At 41.1% G+C, this 23,636-nt stretch carries 17 protein-coding genes and 1 pseudogene; 5 read left to right on the forward strand and 13 right to left on the reverse strand.

Annotated features, from left to right (window positions below):
* The first annotated feature begins 58 nt into the window (after positions 1-58).
* Both DP114_RS14845 and DP114_RS14850 read left to right on the forward strand, forming a co-directional pair.
* The gene (locus DP114_RS14845; RefSeq protein WP_169262921.1) at positions 59-1,180 is read left to right on the forward strand and encodes an IS630 family transposase; all 1,122 of its coding nucleotides are present in this window, start codon (positions 59-61) and stop codon (positions 1,178-1,180) included.
* 359 nt (positions 1,181-1,539) lie between these two features.
* Positions 1,540-2,684, forward strand: a pseudogene (locus DP114_RS14850) (RNA-guided endonuclease InsQ/TnpB family protein).
* Between the two features lie 90 nt (positions 2,685-2,774).
* Here DP114_RS14850 and DP114_RS14855 read toward each other — a convergent pair.
* The 3 genes from DP114_RS14855 to nfi form a co-directional block, all read right to left on the reverse strand.
* Positions 2,775-3,485, reverse strand: coding sequence for a GDSL-type esterase/lipase family protein (locus tag DP114_RS14855; RefSeq protein WP_171976442.1), 711 nt, complete (start codon positions 3,483-3,485; stop codon positions 2,775-2,777).
* Between the two features lie 66 nt (positions 3,486-3,551).
* On the reverse strand, positions 3,552-4,439 hold the full coding sequence (locus DP114_RS14860) for a CPBP family intramembrane glutamic endopeptidase (RefSeq protein WP_169262920.1): 888 nt from the start codon (positions 4,437-4,439) through the stop codon (positions 3,552-3,554).
* 237 nt (positions 4,440-4,676) lie between these two features.
* Positions 4,677-5,342 carry a deoxyribonuclease V gene (nfi, locus tag DP114_RS14865; protein WP_171976443.1) on the reverse strand — a complete coding sequence of 222 codons (666 nt, stop codon included), beginning with the start codon at positions 5,340-5,342 and terminating at the stop codon, positions 4,677-4,679.
* A 310-nt stretch (positions 5,343-5,652) separates the two neighbouring features.
* Between nfi and DP114_RS14870 the strand changes: the two genes are divergently transcribed.
* Together DP114_RS14870 and DP114_RS14875 are read left to right on the forward strand one after the other, a co-directional pair.
* Complete coding sequence (locus DP114_RS14870; RefSeq protein WP_171976444.1) at positions 5,653-6,738, forward strand: hypothetical protein; 1,086 nt, start codon at positions 5,653-5,655, stop codon at positions 6,736-6,738.
* A 77-nt stretch (positions 6,739-6,815) separates the two neighbouring features.
* Positions 6,816-7,781 carry an aldo/keto reductase gene (locus DP114_RS14875; RefSeq protein ID WP_171976445.1) on the forward strand — a complete coding sequence of 322 codons (966 nt, stop codon included), beginning with the start codon at positions 6,816-6,818 and terminating at the stop codon, positions 7,779-7,781.
* Between the two features lie 7 nt (positions 7,782-7,788).
* On the opposite strand, the gene DP114_RS14880 is transcribed toward DP114_RS14875, so the two are convergent.
* The 8 genes from DP114_RS14880 to purC form a co-directional block, all read right to left on the reverse strand.
* Entirely contained in the window at positions 7,789-8,625 is an 837-nt protein-coding gene (locus tag DP114_RS14880; protein ID WP_171976446.1) for a class I SAM-dependent methyltransferase, read from the reverse strand.
* A 37-nt stretch (positions 8,626-8,662) separates the two neighbouring features.
* A complete protein-coding gene (locus DP114_RS14885; protein ID WP_171976447.1) occupies positions 8,663-9,952 on the reverse strand; it encodes a DNA cytosine methyltransferase in 1,290 nt (429 codons plus the stop codon).
* A gap of 309 nt (positions 9,953-10,261) precedes the next feature.
* Complete coding sequence (gene lpxB / locus DP114_RS14890; protein WP_171976448.1) at positions 10,262-11,431, reverse strand: lipid-A-disaccharide synthase; 1,170 nt, start codon at positions 11,429-11,431, stop codon at positions 10,262-10,264.
* A 132-nt stretch (positions 11,432-11,563) separates the two neighbouring features.
* Positions 11,564-12,382, reverse strand: coding sequence for an acyl-ACP--UDP-N-acetylglucosamine O-acyltransferase (lpxA, locus tag DP114_RS14895; protein WP_169262914.1), 819 nt, complete (start codon positions 12,380-12,382; stop codon positions 11,564-11,566).
* 335 nt (positions 12,383-12,717) lie between these two features.
* Positions 12,718-13,251: a 3-hydroxyacyl-ACP dehydratase FabZ gene (fabZ, locus tag DP114_RS14900; protein ID WP_169262913.1), complete on the reverse strand. Its 534-nt coding sequence runs from the start codon at positions 13,249-13,251 to the stop codon at positions 12,718-12,720.
* A 106-nt stretch (positions 13,252-13,357) separates the two neighbouring features.
* Complete coding sequence (lpxC, locus tag DP114_RS14905; protein WP_171976449.1) at positions 13,358-14,209, reverse strand: UDP-3-O-acyl-N-acetylglucosamine deacetylase; 852 nt, start codon at positions 14,207-14,209, stop codon at positions 13,358-13,360.
* A gap of 76 nt (positions 14,210-14,285) precedes the next feature.
* Positions 14,286-17,039, reverse strand: a complete 2,754-nt coding sequence (locus tag DP114_RS14910) for a BamA/TamA family outer membrane protein (protein ID WP_171976450.1) — start codon at positions 17,037-17,039, stop codon at positions 14,286-14,288.
* A gap of 247 nt (positions 17,040-17,286) precedes the next feature.
* On the reverse strand, positions 17,287-18,027 hold the full coding sequence (gene purC, locus DP114_RS14915) for a phosphoribosylaminoimidazolesuccinocarboxamide synthase (RefSeq protein WP_171976451.1): 741 nt from the start codon (positions 18,025-18,027) through the stop codon (positions 17,287-17,289).
* 412 nt (positions 18,028-18,439) lie between these two features.
* Here purC and DP114_RS14920 point away from each other — a divergent pair, with 412 nt between their 5' ends.
* Positions 18,440-18,700, forward strand: a complete 261-nt coding sequence (locus DP114_RS14920) for a DUF7219 family protein (protein WP_169262909.1) — start codon at positions 18,440-18,442, stop codon at positions 18,698-18,700.
* 338 nt (positions 18,701-19,038) lie between these two features.
* Here DP114_RS14920 and DP114_RS14925 read toward each other — a convergent pair whose 3' ends face one another.
* Together DP114_RS14925 and DP114_RS14930 are read right to left on the reverse strand one after the other, a co-directional pair.
* Positions 19,039-21,612 carry a GAF domain-containing protein gene (locus DP114_RS14925; protein WP_171976452.1) on the reverse strand — a complete coding sequence of 858 codons (2,574 nt, stop codon included), beginning with the start codon at positions 21,610-21,612 and terminating at the stop codon, positions 19,039-19,041.
* 689 nt (positions 21,613-22,301) lie between these two features.
* Complete coding sequence (locus tag DP114_RS14930) at positions 22,302-23,435, reverse strand: glycosyltransferase family 4 protein (RefSeq protein ID WP_171976453.1); 1,134 nt, start codon at positions 23,433-23,435, stop codon at positions 22,302-22,304.
* Between the last annotated feature and the right edge of the window lie 201 nt (positions 23,436-23,636).

The raw sequence follows: 23,636 nt of genomic DNA on the forward strand, positions 1-23,636 counted from the left end.
GTAAGCTAATCGGCATTTAAGTTGCATAATAAAAAGGTAAAGTAACCTAAAAGTAACTATGCCACCACCAGCAAGGAACTTTTTAACGCCGGAACAAGTTACTCAGCTACAACAAGCTCTAAAAGAGAGTGAATTACCGCACGTTAGAGAAAGAATTTTAATTATTCTGCTCCAAAATGATGGGAGAACACAACAAGAAATTGCTAATTTTTTAGGTTGTTCGCTTAGAACAGTAGCATATTGGTGTATGCACGGAGACCCAGATAATCTAGAAACATTACATAATAAAAGAGAGTACGAGCATTACTGGAAAGCGACTCCTGAATACATTGAACTATTATTAAAAACAGTTGATAAAGAACCATCAGATTTGGGTTACGAATTTGGAAGATGGACAGCAGAAAGATTAGCCACATATTTAAGTGAGCAAACTGGGATTGAATTAAGTAGCTCGCAAGTGAGGAGGATATTAAAGCAAAAAAAGTATAGTTATATTTGGGCTAAATATGACTTAGAAGATAAACAAAATCCAGTAGAGAGAGCAAAGTTTAAAGAAAAACTTGTTCAATATTTATCAATAGCACGAGAACAACCAGAGCGTTTACAGGTATGGTTTTGGGATGAAAGTGGTTTTAGTTTACGTGTGATTCGACGTCAGAATTGGGGTAAGAAAGGAAAACGTAAAAATCTTCCCGGTCAACGGCGGCATGGTCGTCTTAATGTGATGGGAGCAATAAGAGAAGCAGATCGTAAGCGGGTATGTTTTTTTATTAAAAAAGGTAATGCAGATATTTTTTATGAGCAATTACAACACTTAAATGAGTTGATCAAACAAGAGTGGGTAAACAAAGGAAACCGCTCGGAAGATTTTTCAAAGCTTGGATCTAAGATTATTTTAATCTTAGATAATGCTAGTTTTCATAAACGTAAGGAGATTCTCGCTAAAATATCTCAAGAGTTCCCTAATTTTATTTTAGAATTTTTACCGACTTACAGTCCTGATTATAACATGATTGAATTAGTCTGGCATTCATGTAAAGAATACATCGCTCATCGTTTGTTTAAGTCATTAGATGAATTGAAATCTTTACTAAATAAGTTATTAAATCAAGGTGAGTTAGTTATTAACTGGCATCGCAAAATAAAACATAAGGGAAATAACGTCTATATTGCAGCTTGAATGCGGATTAGCTTAGAGCTTGTCCTAAGTAGCAAATAACCTAGACAAACATAGTCATTCATTTACAAATATCTCCCGTATTTTTAATCAATTCATCAATGAGACCTCTTAGCTGTTCTTGCCAGTCAGGAATGGCTTTTAACTTTTCTTTAACGCCTTCGCGCACTTTAAGACAGACAGGAGACTTGTCAAACGGCTCTTCATTGAAAGGAAGCGCACCAAGTTTGTTTTTTCTTTTAAAAGTCCTTTAAAACTTTTAAATATTAGTATACTAATATTTATGTGGCAAACCTTGAGGTCGCTCAATGCTTTTATCCATCAAGACTAAGTTGAAGCTAACAGCAGAGCAAAAAACAATAATGAGCAAACACGCAGGCATAGCGCGGTTTACTTATAACTGGGGTTTGGCGACTTGGCAGAACTTATATCAAGATGGATTCAAGCCGAATAAATTCCTGCTCAAAAAGTTCTTTAACAACTCAGTGAAAACTCAGTTGGAATGGATCAAACACAAAGGTATTTGTCAAAAAATAACTCAATATGCTTTTGACCAACTAGGTGCTGCCTATGACCGATTCTTTAAGGGCCTGGGAGGATATCCTAGGTTTAAAAAGAAAGGTCAGAATGATTCTTTTACTATTGACGCAGCTGGAAAACCCATTCCTATAGGCGGCGTACGTGTTAAGTTACCGACCATTGGCTGGGTTAAGACTTGCGAAGGTTTGCCCCATACTACGACGACTAAGTTATCAATATCTCGGATAGCAGATGACTGGTACATTGCGTTTGCACACTGTGTCGAAACTGAGCCAAGCTCTAAGTCTGTAGATGTTGTAGGAGTGGATTTAGGCATTAAGGAACTAGCTACGCTTAGCACTGGCGTTACATTCCCTCATCCAGAAGCCTATAAGAAAAACATTCAAAAGCTGAAGCGATTGTCTAAAGCTTTGGCGCGAAAAACCAAAGGTAGTAGCAATCGTCATAAGGCAAAAATCAAACTAGCTAAGCATCATAACCGCGTTTCAAGCATTCGCAAAGACTCGCTTCATAAAGTCACGAATTACTTATGCAAAAACCACGCGCTTGTAGTAATCGAAGACTTGCAGTAAATGGCATGATGCAAAACCATAAACTTGGGCAATCCATAGCTGACTCTGGGTTTTATGAATTCAAAAGACAGCTTGAATACAAATGCAAGAAGTTTGGAAGCAAGTTAGTTTTAGCGGATAGATGGTACCCATCATCCAAAACTTGTAGTAGATGTGGCTGTAAAAAAGAATCCTTGCTATTAAGTGAACGTGTCTACAATTGTGAGCATTGTGGACACGTAATTGATAGGGATTTAAATGCCGCAATCAACCTGAGCCATTGCTCCACTAGGGTTTTCCGGCTTGTAAGCGCAAAGCGCACGCCAAGGGCGTTAGACGTAAGGCGTGCCGTAGGCATACGCACAGCGTCTGGGCAGGAGTTAGCATGTGGCGTATCGCGTCTGGCTAAGACGTGAATGCTTTCTGAGGGATAACCGCTCCCATGCTCCCTATGAAGAAAGAAGCAAATGTCTAGACTTGTCTAGGGTTTCTATAGCAGTTAGTTTTCACTCACACGAACTAAAATTGTAAGAAGCAAACGCTTCCCAACTGATAACATCTTCCAAGAGAGTTTGATACCCAAGTGTATTTGGATGAAGACCGTCTTTGCTCAAACGTTTGAGTCTCCAAGCTTCAGTGCGCTCCATCCATTTTTGGAAAATATCGAGATAGGGAATTTTTCTTGCGGTACAAGCAACTCGGATCGCTTCTTTGTAACGGTGCTGGTCGGCATGATTATAGTAAAAGCAATTCATAAATGGCATTTTGGCTTGATCAACTGGTACCATGCCTACGAATAAAACCGGACATAATTGCTGTGCCTGGTCAAGTAAAAATGCAATGTGTGATTCAAAAACGGCAAAATCTGTATAGTTTCGTCCGTTGAGACGACCTAGCCGTGCAGAATCATTGACTCCTACTGAAAGAATAATCAAGTCGGGAACCTGGTTTCGCAGTTCACCACGGTGGCGAAATTCAACTCCTAGCCTTTGTGATACTTGCTGAATGCGATCGCCCCGCACCCCCAAATTGTAAAGAACATGACCTGGGCTATCTGCTAACATCCAACATCGTCGTAGTCGTTCGACCCAGCCGCCTCCTTCTGGATCGCCAAATCCATATACTAAACTATCTCCTAACGCCACAATTTTTAGAGGCTGGCAACGTTTTGGTACAGCTGACAGATGCATTAAGGAACTTGCTTCAAATGTCTGCATCTTTAAAATGTGTTTTTTATATTTTTATAAGATTCTATACATTTCTATATCTATTGTGTAATTTTTTTATGACTCTTTTTGCGAAGAATTGATGAAGTAAGGCATAGCAGCATCTTTGCGTGGCCAGTTTTGGGAAACAAAGCGTACTAAAAGAGGTAACGAGAGAACTATAAACAGGATACCTAACCACAAGCTATGACGTAATTGTTCTAAGTTGTTCATGGTTGGGGTAGGTATTGAAACAGTATTTAACAGGCTCATGACCACTACAAAAGAATTATTCATTGCATGACAGGCAATGGGTACGATCAGTGAGCGTGTCCGGATGTACAACAGCCCTAAAACCATTCCTACCATAGACAATCCCAGAAAATTCGCGTGCCCAATGCCGAACAATAGCGATGAACCCAACAATCCTGCTTGAATGCCCCACTTACTTGCCCAGCGCTGCAAAATAATCCCCCTAAACAGGAATTCTTCCGTAATTGGGGCGACAACCACTAACACGATCGCTTGCAGCAAATTGAACAACACTGGTGCAGTCCTTTGAGGTATTGGGGTTTTGGCAACGTCATATAGGATTCTATCTACAAGTGATGGAGCCATTAATGACAGTAGGTACAACAAGACTAAGTAGGAACCGATAGAAAATAAAATCAACAGAATAACTAAGCCTACCTTGGGCAACCACTTATGGTTATTTGGCAATCGACCAACAACGTAGTTAAGGTGAATTCCTAAGCGCTTGAAGTCTGCCAGTATCCAGAGGCAAAGTGAGCCAAACACGAAAATGTAAAGGACGAGATTCAAGACTTGAGGATTGAAATTCAACGGTTTGGTCACTTGAATTAGCCCCAGCGCCAAACCAAGGACAAAAGATATGAGGAAAAGTCGCAGCAGCAAAGAGCGAACTTTAAGACGGAGAAATGGATTATTGATTGTTTCAGGAGTCATAATTTATAGGATACTTTGCGTAAGGGTATGCAGCAGTTGCTAGTTCTGTTGGTCTTACCCATCAAGGTCTGTTGCTCCTGCCAAAAGTCCCAGTTCGCAAAAAGCTTGGAGTTTTCTAGTCTAGAACAACTGACTTCAATTCTGGATACTTGTTCTCGCAAGCTACCTGTCATTTCATTGAGATCTTGAATCGCGATAATAGGTATCTTGCAACAGACGAGATAGAATTTCTCTGGCTTATTTTGAAGAGGCAAGTTTATCAGCAATGCGTGTTGTTTCTGGCAGTCGATATTTTGTGGTACAACGCAATACATAATCAATTGCCGTAGGTAAACTAATTCTATGACCGCTAGATATATAAAGTGGTTTTACTTTTGTACGCGTCCGTAAAACAACTCCAATTGTTTCTTCTTTATCTATGAGTGGTACGCAACTACCGCGTGTTTCTGGCAAGTCTTCATACTTACCAATAAGCAACGATTTAGCGACACCAATTGTCGGTATATCTACAATTAAACCCAAATGGCAAGCTATACCAAATCTTCGAGGATGGGCTATTCCCTGTCCATCACACAAAATAAGATCTGGTATTGTTTGAATCTTTTCCAGTGCATCTAGTACAGCAGGTATTTCACGAAATGAGAGGAAGCCAGGGATGTAGGGAAATGTTGTCGGACGGCGTGCTAGGCTTGTTTCTTGTAGCTGTAAATCAGGAAAACTTAGCACTGCGACAGCTGCACGGCTAATTGTCCCATCCGCTTCAAAACCCATATCTACCCCAGCTACATACTGTATGGGTTGTTTGAGTTTATCTTCGGTAATGACCTCATATCTAAGCGTTTCTTGAATTTTTCTAGCTTCATCCACTGTTAAAGACCAAGCATGACGTTGGGAAATCTTCATATTTATAGCTTGAGTTGAAATTTTGGAGTTTGGGAAATTGTTCTGAATCTGGAAGTGTATAACTTTACTCTTTTTTCTTAAGAAATTTTAATTCATACTTTGGATAGATGCAATAAAATACATTTTAATGTGAGATTCCATAGGCTGCTTATTAGCACACCAGTATTGTTTAATCCAACAAAAGTTTGCTGTCGATATGTTACAGTCTAATGTTGCAATAATCAGGTCGAGCAACAACCAGCTGCGCAACTACCCTGTCTTTTGGAAATGTAGACATTTGTCCATTTAAGTCAAGCAAAGTAGGTGTGAGATGAAAAAGCTTAAATTACCCAGATGGTTTCCTTACCCCAGTTCTTGGTTAAACGCCTTGATATTATCAATGTTTATGACTGGATTGGTCGCTTTGATAAGGCGTAGCAATGCTTTGGACTTTAATTTCGCTAAATGGTCAGACAACCCAGAACTACTTACCATATCGGTAATATTAGTCGCTATATTACCGATACCTGCGATCGCCTTTTTTCATCACTTTTTTATTAGTCGCTTCATCAGCGCTATTCCAGGAGAAGGGATAATCAATATCAAAGGATTTGTTCCTGGATTGATAAGTTGGTGGGAAAGTTTATATAGTTGGCTTGTGTTTGTCCTTTCTACTTTAATTGCAATCTTGCTTTCTAGTCCTTTTTTACCTTTATTTAAACTCAACTACGAAACAATCATTAACAGCCACACTCAACCTCACAAAAACATACAAGCAATTTTTGCTATTTTCTGGATCATCAGCGCTGCTATTTTTTACCAAATTGAGTATTCATTTAAGTTCCATTTGATGTTTGCTGATATTGATGATGCTCAATCGGAAAGCGCAAAGACAAGAAATGATGCGCCAACCGATGTTAAGACTGATGACACCCAGTTAAAGAAAACTGATGCTACAGAAATACAAAAAACTGCTCAAGTACCAACGAAAAAGCCAACCATCGTTGATTTTATTGTGAAAAATCGAAAGTTGCCCAAGAGATTTTTCAGATTTGGTTTAATTTCTATAGTTGTTTTATGGGTATATCTGTTTGCTAACTTACCAGAAGTGAAACAAACTTTCTCATCTGCAAGTATCTCTTTAGAAAGACCACTAGGACTTACTCCTGAACCTGGTGCTAAAACTAAAGATAACACTTTTGATCGCGCTATTAGCAAAGGTAAAGTCGCAGCACAGCTAACAAAGTCAGCACAAAGTAGAGATGAGTGGCAAATTGTTCTTAATCGGTGGGAACAAGCAATTAGACTTTTAGAAAACGTGCCAGCTTCTAGTCAGGATTACTCAATGGCACAGCAAAAAATTATCCAATATCAAATTCATCGAGAGTTTGCTAGGCAAAATGCCGTATTGAATTAGTTTTTACAATCCACTGCCCACAGTGACTCTGGGCTAATATACAGAAAGAAAAGCAGATTTATCCCAGTAAGCAAACTATGTCAGGAAACACGACGCGGCGTAACTTCCTTATCACTGGTGTTGCTGTCACAGGCAGTATTGTAAGAGCATCTACCTTGCAACAACAAGTTGCTGACACTGCTAAACCACCAGCGACTATGCCAGAACGAGTGCTGGGACGCACAGGCGTGAAAGTTCCCATTTTTGGCTTAGGAGGAGCAGGTCAAACGCCTCTGTCTTCGGAAGGGAAAGAACGTGATGCTGTCGCAATTATCAGGAAAGCACTCTTACTTGGCATTCGTTACTTTGATACTGCAGCTGACTACGGACCAAGTGAAGATTATTTAGGGAAAGTACTACCATCTTATCGGTCAAAAATTTTTCTGGCAAGCAAGACAGATAAAAGAGATCGTGATGGTGCGTGGCGAGAGTTAGAAAGAAGTCTTAAACGTTTAAACACAGATCATCTTGACTTGTGGCAATTGCATCACGTCTCTTCGCGCGAAGAACTCAACACCATCTTTAGTTCATCTGGTGCAGTCAAAGCTTTAGAAGAGGCGATGCAGCAGAAACTCGTCCGCTTTGTTGGCATAACCGGACACCACGATCCAGAAGTGATTGCTGAAGGATTGCGTCGCTATCCGTTCCACACAACGCTTATCCCCGTTAACGCTGCTGACAAACACCACCCGCGTCCATTTCTTCCAGTTGTTCTTCCGATCGCACAACAAAAGAATGTTGGCGTGATTGCGATGAAAGTACCAGCTTATGGTCGGTTGTTCAAACCCGGCGGATTAAGTGGCATGCAGCAAGCTATGGGATATAGTTTGTCCCAAGCGGGTGTTCACTGTTGCGTTATTGCGGCTGAAACTATCAAGCAATTGGAAGATAACGTCAATGTTGCTCAAGCTTTCCAACCTCTTGGTGACAAGGAATTAGCTGCAATTGAGCAGCGTAGTGCTGCAGTTTGGAAAGATGGCACGTTTTTCCGAGCTTGGGCATGATATTTCGCTATTCTACTGGCTTACGACCAAATGTAAAAAAGATAGTGATATCGTTCCAAACCCCTTGCTCAGTTTTTAATGCTTCTAGTTCTGCTTCAAACTCAGCCTTGATTTGTGCTAACTGCTGTGATGAAAGTTGCGATAAAGGATTTGGAAATTGTCCTGGTGCTGGATGGGAACCTCCTGTCCACATTTGTTTTGCTTGCTCTAAGCTGATGTAGCTACCATATTGCTCAGTCTTGATTTCAATCGCCTCAAATCCTGCTTGTTGGAGCAAGTCATGGCACTTTTCAATTGTTCCTGTTGGTTTACTCAACGCTAATGAAACGCCATACTTTTCGACAACTTTCTGCACAACAACGCCTCCAACAAAAGCAGTGTCTGCAAATGCATGAAAGCCAATAAGTCCACCTGGTTTGAGAAATCGCGTCCATTGACGCAAGGCAGCTGGAATATCAGCCATCCAAATCAGGGCAGAGGAACACAAAATTGTGTCAAAACTATCGGCGCAAAAGTTCAGTGCTTCCGCATCCGCAAGTTGAAATTCAACATGCGCAAAACCTAATGTTTCAATTTTTTGTTTTGCTACCTCAAGCATTCCAGTTGAAATATCCACGCCGACGACGCGTCCTTGAGATCCTACAATTTGAGCCACTTCAATCGCGACCATACCTGTGCCAGTTGCAATGTCTAAAACGTGTTGTCCAGGTTTGATTTGTGCGTACTCAATCAGGCGATGAGCAATCTGAATATGCCAATCTGAATTATCGTAAGTTTGGCTTCTGCGGCTGTACAAATCCGCTATTTCTTTTTTGTAGTCATTTAATTCAAGTGGGTTAGTCATCTTGGAATTTTAACAATTACAATGTTATAAATATTTTCTAATTTCTTTTTCTTAATTCTATAATCCGTGAATCAACACCGTAATGTTCAGCAGCCTTAGACATATCATACATTAGTAAATTTTCGTTTCCTAGTTCTTGTATAACTCCAGGTTTATATGGGCAAACACCAAGAACTTTTATAATTTCTGATGCTACTGCCTTAGCTAATAATGGTGGAACAGAATTTCCTATTTGTCGAAATCCATGCAATTTTGTGACATGAAATCTAAACCAATCTGGATAAGAATGTAAACGAGCAGCTTCACGCACAGTAATACATCTTGAAGTGAATGGGTGAATTGGTCTAGCGGAAGTAAAAGCTCCTCTATTCCTTGGTGTTCCTGCTCTTAGTGTGTTGCATATTCCTTCAGGAGCAAGTTTATAAAAGCGGCTAATAGGTTCTGTTTTTCCAGGAAGAGTAGCTTCAAATCTCTTGATAGATTGAAAAGTATGCTTTGTTCTTAAACTTGAGGTGAGCATTCTAGAATCATATTTACGCTCATATGAATAATCATTATCTGTATAGCAAAGCCCACGAAGTTGTCTACTGTAATCGCTTGGTTTACCAAATTCTGCAATCACCGAATCTTTTTCAAAGAGTTCTATATAATCTTCTACTTCAGGTAGATCGCCAATTGCATCAAAAACTGTTGGACTTAATGGTAGTTGGTTTTGAAAAGCTGTTTTATTTAATTTTGCAGGTCTAGTCAGGGCTGCAGGATAGTTTGGTAATTCTAAATCCTGACGACAACCTAGCAAAAATAGTCTTTCACGATTCTGTGGCACTCCGTATTCAGCAGCATTTAAGACTTTATAATCTTTGCTCACTTTGTAACCACTTTGTTCAAATTCATTAATAATGACTGAAAGAAACTCTCTGTGCTTTCCTAGAGTTATTCCTTTAACATTTTCTAAAACAAAAAACTTTGGCTGCAATTCGAGAACTAAATGTATAAAGTTTTTAACTAAAGAATTACGAGGATCATCAAAAATACGTTTACCTATTAATGAAAAACCTTGACATGGTGATCCGCCAAACACGACATCTATTTCTCGATCACCAATAGAAGAGTTCCTTCTAATTTCTACTTCTGTAAGATCAACAACGCTTTTAGAAAAAATAGTCCAAAAAGGAAAATTAAATTCATGTGTTGCACAATGAATTGGATCAATTTCAACAGAAGCAAGCACGTCAAATCCTGCTTGCTCAAAACCAAGAGTCATGCCACCAGCACCAGCAAATAAATCAACAGCTATAGGTCTTTGTTTCTGATTACTGTGAATCATATTGGATATTTAAGCTACTCACAAGCAAATTTTAGGATAACGAATAAGGGCGCTGTTAGCAGCGCCGCTAGCTTGGCTGATTGACTTTTAGCGTAACCTACATTGCACTTAGTAAAAAAAATGTCAAAGTTATTACATATTATTTGACTCCCTTCTCGTCCGCCTAGGACTATAAGTCCCAGGCTCATATACGAAGTCCATTAAAACGAACTGGAACGGGATATTATTTTTGAATAAATTTAAACACTATTTAATAGAAGCATTAGTAGTTTACAAAGTCATGGTGCAAGATATTAGGTAATTGAAAATCTAATGCTCAAAATTTGGTAGCATTTGCAAAATTTCTTTTGCAGCGCGATCGCACACTCCCACTTCTCCCAAACACTGCCGCATTTCTTCATAATCTGCCAAGATTTGGTTTCTACATTCCTGATTAACCAGTATTTCCAACGCTGCTTCAGTGATATTCTCTGGAGTCGCTTTTTCTTGTAAAAACTCTGGCACAATTGGCTTCATCACAACTAAATTAGGTGGTGATGCAAAAGGTATAGAACCTTTGAGCACACTCCGTGCAATCCAAGCCGTGATTGGATGAAGTCGGTAGAGGACAACTTGAGGTACTTTCAATAGTGCCAATTCCAAGTTAACTGTACCAGATTTAGTGATTGCTAAATCAGCGGCGGCGATCACTTCCTGAGTTTTGTCGGATACCACGGAAGCTCGTAAATTATACTGCTGTATTGCTTTCTCTATAGGTTTTCGATAGATTTCAAGAGAGAGAGGTATCCAAAAGTGTACATTAGGTAATTTTGCTTGAATCACCTGAGCCGCCTGAAACATCACAGGCAGAAGAAGTTTCAGTTCTTGACGACGAGAAGCGGGCAGAAGAGCAACACTGATCACATCTTCCGCAATTCCTAACTTGGCACGAGCATCTTCTCGACTGGGAAAGTTTTGGACTCTATCTACTAAAGGATGCCCTACCCAGGTCACTTTTGCTCCCCTTTGTTGGAAGTAACGCGCTTCCTCTGGAAAGATTGCTAGCAGCTTGTCTGTTATACCAACAACCATATTGGTGTTGCGTGAATTAAGCGACCAAACCCATTCCTGTGGTGCAATATAATACACAACACGAAGGTGTGACAAATTGCGGCGAATATAATTACCAATTGCCAAATTGGGTCCCATGTAGTCAATCAATATCACCAAGTCAGGTGAATTTTGTTTGAGATAGGCGATCGCCCGTCGCTGCATTTGGAGTGTTGGTAACACATAAGGCAGTGATTCCCAAATACCCACCGAGCCAATCTCACTAGTATTACCTATAAGGGTGGCTCCAACACTAGCCATTTTTTCGCCACCCAGCGCCACAATCTCTAAATCCAAGCCAGCCGCCGCAGCTTGGCGCTTGAGTGCAGTAATAAGTAGCGATCCTTGCAGGTCGCCAGACACTTCGCCAGTACTGATAAATATACGCATTTATAAATGTAGGAATCGGGAGAGAGGGAGGGAGGGAAAGAGGAAGGGAGAGAGGGATAATTTCCTTTTCTCATTTCGTCCGCTTTTCCCTCATCTCCCCTTATATTTTTTCTTATCCCATTGTTTTCTGACTTAAGATTCGTCACTTGCGGCGACTTTCCCCTTACCAGGAATTAAGCCACGTCTTCCTGGCATTTGAGAAAGTAGCAAAAAGCGACGCAGATGCTGTAATTGTTGAGTATCTCCTAGGAGTTCTAGCTGTTCTAAGGAGTCTTTAAAGAGCAACTCAGAACGATAAAGAATGCGGAAGGCTTTTTTAAGAATTTGAAACTCGTCAGTACTAAAACCACCACGTTTGAGTCCAACAAGGTTTAGTGAACGAATTCGGGATGGATTCCCTTCTACGAGCATATATGGAGGGACATCTCGCTCAATGCGGCTCATGCCTCCTACCATTGCGAAGCTACCAATATGGACAAATTGATGGATTCCAAGAACTCCACTAATAACTGATCGTGATTCTATGTGGACGTGACCGGCGATCGCTACAGAATTAGAAATCGTCACATTGTCTTCTATCACAGAATTATGACCGACATGGACATAAGCCATCAATAAGTTAGCGTTTCCGATGCTAGTTTCTTTACCCGCACCAGTTGCGCGGTTAATCGTGACGTATTCGCGAATGCGATTATCATCTCCGATTTTTACCCAGCTCAATTCGCCATCATATTTCCGGTCTTGGGGTTCCATGCCAATAACCGCGCCCGGAAAAATGTGATTTCGTGCCCCAATTTCCAAAGGTCCTTCTAGTACAGCATGAGCGCCGATGGTGGTTTCAGGACCTACTTTAACATGCCCTCCAATAACAGCATAAGGACCGACTTCGACTGTCGGGTGCAATTGGGCACTAGGATGAATAACAGCAGTAGAATGAATGAGGGTTTTCAAGGGTGCATCTCCAGAACAGACTTGAGTGCTGAGAGTTTAGTTAGCTAGTAGCCGAAAGTGTGAACGAAGCTACTCAAGTGTGAGGGTGTCGAAAAATATAGAACTCAAATAATAATGCTATTGTGGGTTGTGTCTTTTACTGATATCCTTATCAGTTACCAGTTATCAGTTATCAATTTGAATTCAGAATTCAGCAATTGTGAATTCAGTATTCAGAAGGAAGAAATAAAGAATTCTGACTCCTGACTGCTTCACTGTTCACTGTTTGAATCAGAATTTGATAAAGGCACGTCACGGTGATGCCTTTACCACGCCTTTACCACAAAAGCAAATTTTTAAGATACGAGGGAAAACATCAGTTCGCCTTCAGTAGCGAGTTGACCATCAACTTCGGCGCGAGCTTGCATCTTACCGAAACGACGTTGTTTTACCCACAACAGTTCCACAGTCATCACCAGTTGATCTCCTGGTACAACTTGACGGCGGAAGCGAGTTTTATCGATACCAGCAAAGACAAACAACCCACCTTCCAACCCTGGAAGTTGAGTCAAAACAATACCGCCGACTTGTGCCATTGCTTCTACAATCAGCACTCCTGGCATAATTGGACGTCCTGGAAAATGACCTTGAAAATGGGGTTCATTGATCGTGACGTTTTTAATGCCAACAGCTCGTTTTTCGGGTACATATTCAATAATCCGGTCTACGAGCGCAAAGGGGTAGCGATGGGGTAGTAGTTTTTGGATATCTTCTATAGAGTAAATTATCTGATTGTCCGCTTTGTTTATGCTTGTACCATCTGGCTGATTATTGGTAGATGCTGGTGTGGGAGCATCAATAGTATTGGTTTGTTCGGTGACAGTTGACATTGACACTGTTATGTGATTTGTATTTTGGTTTTTTCGTAGGTGCTTATTTGAACCTCCCCTTTTGATTCTGAATTTGGGATTTTGGATTTGAGAACCAATCTAAAATCTAAAATCCAAAATCTAAAATCCTTTGTGCCAGTTGAACGTGTAAATTGTGGCTGGCTTTGTACGCCAAGAAATGAGCGCAGGGGAAAATTCCAAGTAAACTTAAATCTCCTACTAAATCCAAGATTTTATGACGTACTGGCTCATTTGGAAATCTTAATGGTGGATTTAGCCAACCTTCTGGTCCACAAACAAGTGCATTATCTAAGCTTCCACCTTTAATTAACCCTGTCTGCTGTAAATGTTCGATTTGATGCAATAAACCAAAGGTTCGAGCCGGAGCAATTTCTGTAACAAAGCTCTCATAAGGATTTTCACTTGTCGCATGAGCAGACCAACTGTGCCATTGATTACCTATTGCTGCCAAATCGAAATCAATGCCGTAGGTAAAGCGAGTTTCTGGGGCTGGAAGCGCACAGGCAAAAGCATCACCTTGACGCACCCAAATTGGCTGGTCAATGACAAGAGGAGCTTTGTCCTCAGTTAAGTTTTGTGACATTAAGCCAACTTGAGCGATCGCATCTGTCCACACCTTTGCCGAACCATCTAAAAGCGGCACTTCTGGACCGTCAATTTCAATTCGGGCGTTATCTACTCCCATTGCAGCAAGGGACGCCAGCAAATGCTCAACTGTACGGACGTATGCCTCACCTTTACCCAACTGAGTCGAAAGCATAGTTTGACTAACCGCTGCGACTTGGGCTGGAATGATTGGAGTATCAGGCAAATCCACACGTACAAAGTAGCGTCCACTTCCGGCTACGTCTGGTCCTATCCGAACTTGGGTAGTCACTCCGCTATGCAGTCCTACCCCTGTTTGAATGATTTCATCTGCTAATGTGTGTTGTTGCATATTGTATTTTTGTCTTTCGTCTCTAATCAGTTGTCAAAAAATGACTAATGACTAATGACTAATGACTAATGATTACTTAGAACCTTTCCCCAATACCAAAGTTGATACGGCTATCTCCATCATCGCTGATACCGTAGTCAATACGAATTGGTCCTAAAGGAGACTGTACGCGTACTCCAAGACCATAGCCGTAGCCAGTCCCGTTTTTGTTGAGTATCTCAGCTGGTCTGGTACCGCTTCCCAAATCGGTACCAAAATCAAAAAAGACTGCACCACTCACTACTGAGAATACCGGGAAGCGATACTCAAGCGAAGCTTGTACGAAACTCCGTCCGCTGCTTAAACCTCCTTCGTCATATCCTCGGACGGAGTTACTACCACCAAGAGAGAAGGCTTCGTAAGGAGGTAAGTCACCCAGGATTGTTCCCGCTTGAAGATTGAAAGCAATGGTTTGGGGTCCTTTGCTAAAGTTAATAAAGCTGACAGGGAAGTATTGACTGTAACTACCCCGCAACCTAGTTAAGAAAATACTCCCCAGTCCTATGGGTACCGACTGATCAAGACCAACGCGGAAGTAAGAACCCTTGGTAGGTTGCAAGGGATTATTTCTCAGATCACGTGCAACACCCAGTTGTAATAACAACAAATCATCTTCACCTTGTCCAGATTGGCTCAACTCAATAAGATTATTGGTGCTTGTATCCTTTTCGAGACGTCCCTGCTTTCTAATATCGCCATCAGCATCTTTGATAGCAACTCGTTGATACTGCAAACCAGCTGAAGCGGTCCATTGCGACCTCTCGAAGGGATTTTTGGACAAGGGACGGGTAAAGTTAACACCGCCTCCTAAACGCGTGATGCGGGGGCGATCGCCACCGTCATCAGGTTTGCTGGGATTAAAAGTCTCAATGTTTTGATCCTGACCTTCAAAAATCAAGGAAATCGACCGACGACGGAAGAGATTTGCTGTGTAAGAAGTTCGATATGGATCACCTCCGATCCAGGGATCTGTGTAGCGCAGGTCAAACAAAAATTCATCTCGTGTTCCGATTTGTACCTCTGCCCCTAATTTTTGATTTCTGCCATTGAGGTTTTGCTGCTGATAGCTGACCGAACCAAACAAACCACTAGCAGAACTAATACCAGCACCAGCTCCAATCGAACCGCTGTTGCGCTCAACCACGTTGACAACCACATCTACCCTATTGGGATCTGCTGCGCCCGTAATGGGGTCTTTGCTGGGATCAAGGGAAACATTTACATCTTCAAAAAGCCCTAGTCCAAAGACCCTTTGTAAGTCTTTTTGGACTGTGTTTTTGTTAAAGATTTTCCCTGGCTTCAATTCCAGTTCTCTTGTCACGATATAAGGTTGTGTGCGTCCCCGGATTGGTTCTCCCTTATCATTTGTTACCTGACCTTCTTTATTGCGGAACTGTACTCGGATATTTCCTACGACCCCTTCTGCTACTTGTAAGGTGACAACGCCGTTGTCAGAGACTTGCGGTGCTCCGATCACGTTTGCCAATGCATAACCTTGGTCTTGATAGCGCTTGGTTAATTGCTTGATGCCTTCTTGCAAGTCACGTAAATTGAGTATTTTTCCATACTGGCTTTTGAATATTTCATCCGTAGCATTAGCTGGTAGTACGGAGGAAACGTTTGTGCCAGAATTTGCCTGTACCTGGACTTTAGTCAGGACGGGGTTGGGTCGTACAATAAAGCTTACCCGCACTCCCAAGGGGCTATCTTCGGGTACTGCTTGCACGTTGGAAAAGAAACCAGTGGCGAAGATGGAGTTGATATCTTCTTGTAATTGGGAACGGGTTGTTGTTCGTCCTGGCTGGGTGCGAATGACTCGAAAAATTTGATCTTCGAGTTCTTGTGGGAGTTGTTGGTTCGTTTCAGATCTAATGAACACTTCAGAAACCAGTACGCGGGGTTCTGATGCTTCTGGGGATTGCTGTGGTTGGGGACTTTCTGGAGTTTGTGGGGATGTAGGTTGAGTCCCTGGTTGATTGGTTCCGTCTGGCGTGGTAGGAGTACCGGGAGTTTGGGGAAATGTCTGCTGCTGTTGATTGTTAGGAAGGGGTGTTTGTGGAGAATTTTGTCCAGGTTGAGTTCCTGGTTGATTAATTTGGTTTGGCGTGGTGGGAGTACCAGGAGTTAGGGGAGGTGTCTGCTGCTGTTGATTGTTAGGAGCAGGTGTTTGTTGTTGAATGGTTGGAAGCTGATTATTATTTCCTGGTGCGGGAGTGGTAGTAGGAGTTTGGGGGGATATTTGATCTTGTTGAGTGTTGGGAGTAGGCGTTTGCTCAAGATTTTGTGCAGTTTTTAACGAGGTGGAACTTCTTTTTGCCACTATCAGCCTTTTTATTAGAGCCGCTGAAGTTGGAAGTTTCTGAGAAACTTTGTACTGTTGAGTGTTTAAAGGTTTTAAAGCCTCTGCTGTGTGCGAAAAATTTTTGACAGGTTGTGTCGTTTGGCTAGTTAAAGGTTTTAAAGCCTCTGCTGTCTGCGCAAAACTGTTGAGGGATTGTGTCGTTTGGCTAGTTAAAGGTTTTAAAGCCTCTGCTGTCTGCGCAAAACTGTTGAGGGGTTGTGTCGTTGTTGACTTTTCTGTGGAATTTGGCACTACAACTTCCGGTTTCGCCACAGCGGCTGTTGCTGGCAAAACCCCGACAACTTTATGCTGCGGATCAGCTGTCGGTTTAACAACCTCTGCTGTCTGGTTTGAATTTGAACTATTGAGAGTTTGTGCATTTGCACTCACTAAACTACCAAAAGGCGATGAAATCGCCACAACTGTGACTATAACGGGAGATAAGCGCATTTTATTTAGATTCCTCTTCACATCCACACACCATCACGGAAGCAATCATCCTTTCGAGCAAAGGTTATGTAAAATTAGATTTCTACTTTTGCAATGTACCCTCATAAGGCAAATAGCAAAAGGCATAAACTCGATAAAACTCATTTACTTGTCCTTTTTACCAGAAGTATGAGGAATTGGGGATCACCGATGAAGGGTTGGGGATAACCTAGTTTCCAGTAAAGAGTCTCCAATATCCTCTGTCACTTCAATTGCTGCTTTCTATCGCTTTGAGTACTCGTTGTAAAACCTCCTGGTAGGCATTTTCTACATTCCCCAAATCTCGACGGAAACGGTCTTTGTCTAGTACCCGGAGATTTGGATCACTTTGTTTGGAGTTGTCCCACAATCGACTTGTATCTGGACTAATTTCATCGGCTAATAGCAACTGCTGTTGCGCGTCTAAGCCAAACTCCAGTTTGAAGTCTACTAAGGTAATATTGCACCGCCCGAAAAAGTCACAAAGAGACTTGTTGATTTGTAATGCTAGATGAGCAATAGTATCCACTTGTTCCGGAGTTGCTAGTTCCAACAGGAATAGGCGATCGCTTGTCAATAATGGATCTCCAAGCTGGTCGTTTTTATAATAAAACTCGACCAATGGCTTTTTTAGAACAGTCCCAAGCGCTAATCCTGTTTGTTGGCACAAACTTCCAGCAGCTATATTCCTAACAACGACTTCTAGGGGCAAAATCTTCAATGCCTTGACCCGCATTTGATCAGGAGCAGGGGTGTCTATATAGTGAGTCCTGATACCATGTGCTTCCAGTTGCTGAAAAATTTGACTGGAAATGCTACAATTTATAACCCCTTTTTTTTCTATACTACCCCGCTTTTGGGCATTAAAGGCAGTTGCATCGTCTTTAAACTCAGCTAATAAGATTTCAGGATCATCCGTCGTGTAGAGGATTTTAGCTTTGCCTTCGTATACTCTTGTTTTAACAGACATGGCTAAAGGTAAAGTTTATTGAGCTATGGGCAGCTTTTATGCTTTTAGGCTTAACCATTTTATCTTTAGTCATTAGTTATTAGTCATAAATAACAGAGAAATGATGTACACAGCCGGATCAATGCTCACTTTGGGTTAAGGCTTTAGTGTCTAGCTAACAAAAAACTTTTAAATAAGAGTATAGCTGTTTACATTAACTTGTCAGAAATTTTAACTGGATAAATTATTAATGATGAATCCTTAAAGAGTAAAAAATATTACAAGATCCGGTGAAAATTTTCAGTTCAATTGAATACAATTATTATTTGAAGGCAAAAGAAGTTAATGAGTAACCAAAGGAAACTTAACCGAGGTTAGTAGTTATTGACTTCAGAGTCGAAAACAGGGGCCGATTTCGTAAATGGAGAGAAAAATGGTAGATAAAAATGATTTTCTCTATCCTCGTGGTCGCTACTATGGTCAGGTAAAGCCAGAAAACCTGGTTTTTAATGCGAACTTACAGGAATTCGCGCAAAAAGTAAGTTACATTTGTAATTTAGAAACAGCCGGAAAAGTACCACCAGAAGATGCGTACGATCAAATCAAGGAGCTTTGGAAAAATCTAAGAAACTCCAAAAAACAACTGGGGATCGGCGAACATCCTTTTGATACAGAGCAAGGAAGCAGTGAATAAGTTGTCACCGACCTGTTTACAAAAATGACTCAATAAATAATTTATGGGTTTTACTAATAAATTGTTATGGAAGGAGTGGCAGCCCATTGTTGTGGTAATTCTTCTTGATATAGCAGGAAACGCTTAACGCTTAACAGACTTTCAAGTCTCTTGGTGACAGTGTTTTGTCATTAGTTCGTGTTCTAATCTACCTGGCGACTGCTGTAAATAAAAGGGAGTTTTTAATGACTCGTCAATTTTGAGCAAGCTTAACCCAACCTTTAGGACGTAGTTCCGAGTCTGATTTGTCCTTACAAACATGCCTGCGCCAAACGCAGGAAGTGACTATAATTCCTTGACTACTTCGTCAGCATACAGTAAACACCATCCCAGGAATCACTGGGTGGTAAATTAAGATAATTACAAGATCTTTGTAAGTGAATATCAACCGCTTGGTCTTTGGGTCGGATTTTTTTGGCAGATTGAAAGCAGGCAATAGCGTATCGAAAATTGCGTGACAAATAAGCGTTACGTCCATTTTGATAATGAAACAAAAACTCCTGAGTGTTGGTATCTAAAGGAGTGTGGCGATCGCCTATCAACTCATAGATATTGACTGCTTGATATTTTCCTTTCACCCTTATTTTGTCTAACTCACGCACCCAAATTAGTTCCCTGCATAATTTGTACGTAAATTCACTTAAGATAATGTCACAGCCGTATTCCTTGGTAACGCCTTCTAGGCGCGAACTCAAATTCACACCATCTCCGATGACGGTATAGTCCATCCGTCTTCGAGAACCAATATTGCCAGAAACTACTTCTCCAGAACTAATTCCAATTCCAACATGGATTTGTGGCTGTTTGAGGACAACTCGCCACTGATTAAATTCTGTTAATCGTTGGCGCATTTCCAAAGCGGACTGGATCGCCCTCCAAGCGTGATTCTCCGTTAACGGTAGTGGTGCACCAAACACTGCCATCAAGGCATCACCAATAAACTTATCTAGGGTGCCTTCATGGTTAAAAACTGCTTCGACCATCGTTTCAAAATACTGATTCAGCAAAGATACTACTTCCGCAGCGCCGAGATTTTCTGTTAAGGTGGTGTAACCTCTGATATCAGAAAACAGGATGGTAACTTCTTTGCGTTCGCCCACCATCAAAGCATCTTCCCCTAGTGCCATAACTTGTTCTGCGACTCGGGGAGTCAGGTAGCGATACATAGTGGTTTTCATGCGTTTTTCCTGACTGATGTCTTCCAAAACCACTAAACCACCCTTTACTCCACCTTCTGGATTTGTTAAGGGGTTAACGGTTAGATTGATGCTACGTTCAATTTTCTGAACATTGTCTGCATCAAGCAACGCCAATCTAGCTTTAGGAGGTTGATTCCAAGGAATGAAAATGTCTGGGTTGGTGCGATCGCGTACTGCCAGAATGCAAACAGATGCATCCTGCACAGACTTTACATACAATGTCTCTACATACAGTCCTACTGTTAAACTTTGTTCTGGTACATAATGTCTTGCTCCAGTTTTTAAACTATCTTGTAGTCGCAGTTGTAAATTATCAATAGGCACAATCTCCCAGACTAAGCGACCAATCAAGTTTTGTTCCCAAAGATACTTGTTGTTTTTTGCGTTTGGTTCTTTTAAAGGACAGCCTAATAACTGTAAAGCGGCATCATTAATTGTGACTATTTTACCTTCCATATCCGTAGAAATAACTGCATCCGAAAGACTTTGTAGAATATCTTTTTGATACTGCTTTTCTAATAAAACATTCTCAAATAAGCGGGCATTTTCTAAAGCAATCCCTGCTTGAATATTAAAAGCCCGCATAAATTCTTCATCTGACGCGGTAAAAAAATTACCTTGATGCTTATTAATTAACTGCGTTACGCCAATTAATTCATTTGCTGAGTTAAAAACAGGCAAACACAGAATATTGCGGGTCGCATACCCTGTCTTTTGATCTGTCGTGGGGTCAAAACGTGGATCTTTATAAGCATCGGGAATATTCAGTGCTTCACCCGTAGATGCTACGTAGCCTGCAATACCTTTGTTATCAGGCATACGAATTTCCATTGTGGTTGTACCATCTGCAGATGCTACCTTAGTCCAAAGTTCTGCCATTTCTTTACGATATAAAAATAAAGTGCTGCGATCTGCTTGCATCAGAATCCGGGCTTGCTCCATGACTATTTGCAAAGTTGCTTCAAGATCCAAACTTTGTCCTAAAGTTTGAGTTGCGCGTAAAAGAGCAGTTGCACCTCGTTGATTGCGAGCTGCAACATAGAAAGATTGGCAACTTTCCAAGATAATACCGATAGAAGAAGCAAAGTCGCGAAAGTGCACTTCATCTTCATAATCAAATGGAGTACCCAGAGTTTTATTTGCCAGTTGCACCACAGCTACAACTTGGTTTTTGCTGCTCAAAACTGGCATACATAATATATTGCGGAACTTGTAGCCCAATTGTTTTTCTAATTCCGGACTAAAAAGGGGATGAGTAGAGGTATCAGATATGTTTAAACATTGAGCTGTATTCGCAACATGACCGGGAATACCAGCAGTCATAGAAGTCCGAATTTCTATAGCCTTTTGGGTGTTCCCTTGAGGAACTTTTGACCATAACTGACCTTTATCGTAGTCAACTAAAAAAATTGTCGTGTGTTCTGCCTGCAAAATTTGACCAATTTTAAGTGTAATCGCCTCCAATACTTTCTCTAGCATTGTTTCTAAAGCTTCATTATTGATTAATTCGATTGCTCTAAGAAACTGCTGAAACTCGGCTGTAATAAAGTCAAGTAAGCAAACAAATTCGTTAACCGAAAGATTTTTGACGCGAGACAGTAAGGAGTGAGTGCGATTCACTTGAGTCAATTCAGTTAATGTAGCCAGGACGCTACCAGGATTTAGGAGTGTCATGGGGATTTTAGATTATATGGTAAATCGTAGATAGTAGGTCGTGGGTAGTAGTTAGTTGATCGAGGAACAACCAATACTTAGTTACTAATAACCGATAACTAATAACTAAGTAGCCGTGATGAACTGTGTACATTAAAACACATGAAAAGATTTCTCCCAGCCTACAGCTCATTAGCCCCTTAGGGGCAAAGCTCGCCGGGAGGATACTTCCCCCGGCAGATTTTGGCGCTCTTGCAACGCGCTTCACTCACTCCTCCCTCTATCCTTACTTTCAAGTCAGGTTCGCACAATCAAAATAAAATATGTAACTTTTTATAAAGAAAAAAGCTTTTGATCAAAAGTATCTAACACTGGGCAACTTTGGCGCAAACCTCTGGGGGGGAAGCTTCCCCCGCAAGACTTTGTAAAAAAGGCGGATTAATTCGTCTTCAAATAGCTTTTTGCTTGTGTGTTGGTCATTCAATTTTTCCTTGTTGAACTTTACGAAGGTTCTGTTGTTGTCTGGCTTGTCCTGTTGAAATACTTTTCTATATCGAGTTCTATTACTCGTTTTTCTATCCCTGTGGAACTATAACTAAGACTTAGGAATAGTTGTTTTTGAGCGTCGTGCGCAGAACGCCCGGATCTAAAGCCATTTTTACCGTTGGTAACATAGTTCTGTTTATTTGTACTCACCTACTGAATAATCTTTATGCCACTTTTGGTAGTTCAGAATAAATCACCTGTTGATAGTAGCTTTCTAGCTGGCGTGTAGCAGCACCCCATCCCCAACGTTCTGCCTCCTGACGCGCATTTTGACGGATAGTTTCTCGTTCCTGTTGCTGTTGTAGAAGACGAACTGTTGCATCAATGGCACTTTGAACGTCTTGTTCTGGCTCAAAAAGATATCCATTCACTCCATCTGTCACAATATCAGGAATACCACCAGAACGTGCAGCAACGACTGGACATCCACCTGCCATTGCTTCTAAAAGAACTAATCCCAGTGTCTCTGTTCGAGAAGGAAAAATAAACGCATCAGCACTAGCAAAGGCAGAAGCTAATTCTGTACCCACCAAATACCCAACAAAATAAGTATTTGTTCCAGCAAAGTATTTTTCCAATGTTTGACGATGGGGACCATCTCCAACTAATGCTAGCCGTGCCTTGGGGATAGCTTCTAAGATTGGTTTGATACGTTCAATTTCTTTTTCAGCGGAAAGACGCCCTACGTAAAGTAACAATGGGCTTTGTGGGTTATTTTGCGACAGGCGCGATCGCATTTGCTGACAAGCATTGTCAGGATGAAATGATTCGGTATCCACTCCCCTTTGCCACAGATCTACTCTTTCAATACCGTGTGCTATGAGTTCTTGCATCATTGCTGTGGAGGTACAAAGATTTAAAGCTGCCTGATTGTGAGCCGCTTTTAGTAGTTCCCACAATAATCCTTCCAGCATTGCTAAACCGTAATGCTGAAGGTATTGAGGCAGATGAGTATGGTAAGATGCGACCAAGGGAACATTTAGATATTTACTATAAAATATACCAGCTAATCCCAGAATTGCTGGGTTAACTACATGAATGATATCTGGTTTAAATCCCTCCAAAGCTTCACCGATTGCTGGACGAGGTAATGCCATTTTTAACTCTGGATACAGTGGTAGGGGAAAACCGGAGACACCATATACTTTAGCTCCTTTATACTCAAAAATGCCACTATCAGGAGCAATGACTAAGACTTGGTTACCATTACGCTGAAGATGGTCAATGGTATGACGCAGGCGTGTTACAATTCCATCAACTTTGGGTAGAAAGGTTTCGGTAAACAGGGCAATTCGCATAAAACTTGTATTCAGTACTAGCCTTGTATGAACTATGAAATGAAGGCAAAGGTTTGAAGTCTAAAGCATGTAGTCAAGAATGTTTATTTCATCCTTGATCTTTCTAAAATGACTAGTCGTCATACTGAATAACAATATGACGACTATATTGTAGATAGTCAACGTTCCTTCAAAAAGAACTCAGAATAACGTTACAGCATC

The organism is Brasilonema sennae CENA114 (genome assembly GCF_006968745.1).
GTDB lineage: Bacteria > Cyanobacteriota > Cyanobacteriia > Cyanobacteriales > Nostocaceae > Brasilonema > Brasilonema sennae.

What these genes read in the sequence shown, in the direction of transcription:
- DP114_RS14845 (WP_169262921.1), top strand. Translation starts at nt 59, where the DNA reads ATGCCACCACCAGCAAGGAACTTTTTAACGCCGGAACAAGTTACTCAG.
- DP114_RS14855 (WP_171976442.1), bottom strand. Translation starts at nt 3,485, where the DNA reads ATGCAGACATTTGAAGCAAGTTCCTTAATGCATCTGTCAGCTGTACCA.
- DP114_RS14860 (WP_169262920.1), bottom strand. Translation starts at nt 4,439, where the DNA reads ATGACTCCTGAAACAATCAATAATCCATTTCTCCGTCTTAAAGTTCGC.
- nfi (WP_171976443.1), bottom strand. Translation starts at nt 5,342, where the DNA reads ATGAAGATTTCCCAACGTCATGCTTGGTCTTTAACAGTGGATGAAGCT.
- DP114_RS14870 (WP_171976444.1), top strand. Translation starts at nt 5,653, where the DNA reads ATGAAAAAGCTTAAATTACCCAGATGGTTTCCTTACCCCAGTTCTTGG.
- DP114_RS14875 (WP_171976445.1), top strand. Translation starts at nt 6,816, where the DNA reads ATGTCAGGAAACACGACGCGGCGTAACTTCCTTATCACTGGTGTTGCT.
- DP114_RS14880 (WP_171976446.1), bottom strand. Translation starts at nt 8,625, where the DNA reads ATGACTAACCCACTTGAATTAAATGACTACAAAAAAGAAATAGCGGAT.
- DP114_RS14885 (WP_171976447.1), bottom strand. Translation starts at nt 9,952, where the DNA reads ATGATTCACAGTAATCAGAAACAAAGACCTATAGCTGTTGATTTATTT.
- lpxB (WP_171976448.1), bottom strand. Translation starts at nt 11,431, where the DNA reads ATGCGTATATTTATCAGTACTGGCGAAGTGTCTGGCGACCTGCAAGGA.
- fabZ (WP_169262913.1), bottom strand. Translation starts at nt 13,251, where the DNA reads ATGTCAACTGTCACCGAACAAACCAATACTATTGATGCTCCCACACCA.
- lpxC (WP_171976449.1), bottom strand. Translation starts at nt 14,209, where the DNA reads ATGCAACAACACACATTAGCAGATGAAATCATTCAAACAGGGGTAGGA.
- DP114_RS14910 (WP_171976450.1), bottom strand. Translation starts at nt 17,039, where the DNA reads ATGCGCTTATCTCCCGTTATAGTCACAGTTGTGGCGATTTCATCGCCT.
- purC (WP_171976451.1), bottom strand. Translation starts at nt 18,027, where the DNA reads ATGTCTGTTAAAACAAGAGTATACGAAGGCAAAGCTAAAATCCTCTAC.
- DP114_RS14920 (WP_169262909.1), top strand. Translation starts at nt 18,440, where the DNA reads ATGGTAGATAAAAATGATTTTCTCTATCCTCGTGGTCGCTACTATGGT.
- DP114_RS14925 (WP_171976452.1), bottom strand. Translation starts at nt 21,612, where the DNA reads ATGACACTCCTAAATCCTGGTAGCGTCCTGGCTACATTAACTGAATTG.
- DP114_RS14930 (WP_171976453.1), bottom strand. Translation starts at nt 23,435, where the DNA reads ATGCGAATTGCCCTGTTTACCGAAACCTTTCTACCCAAAGTTGATGGA.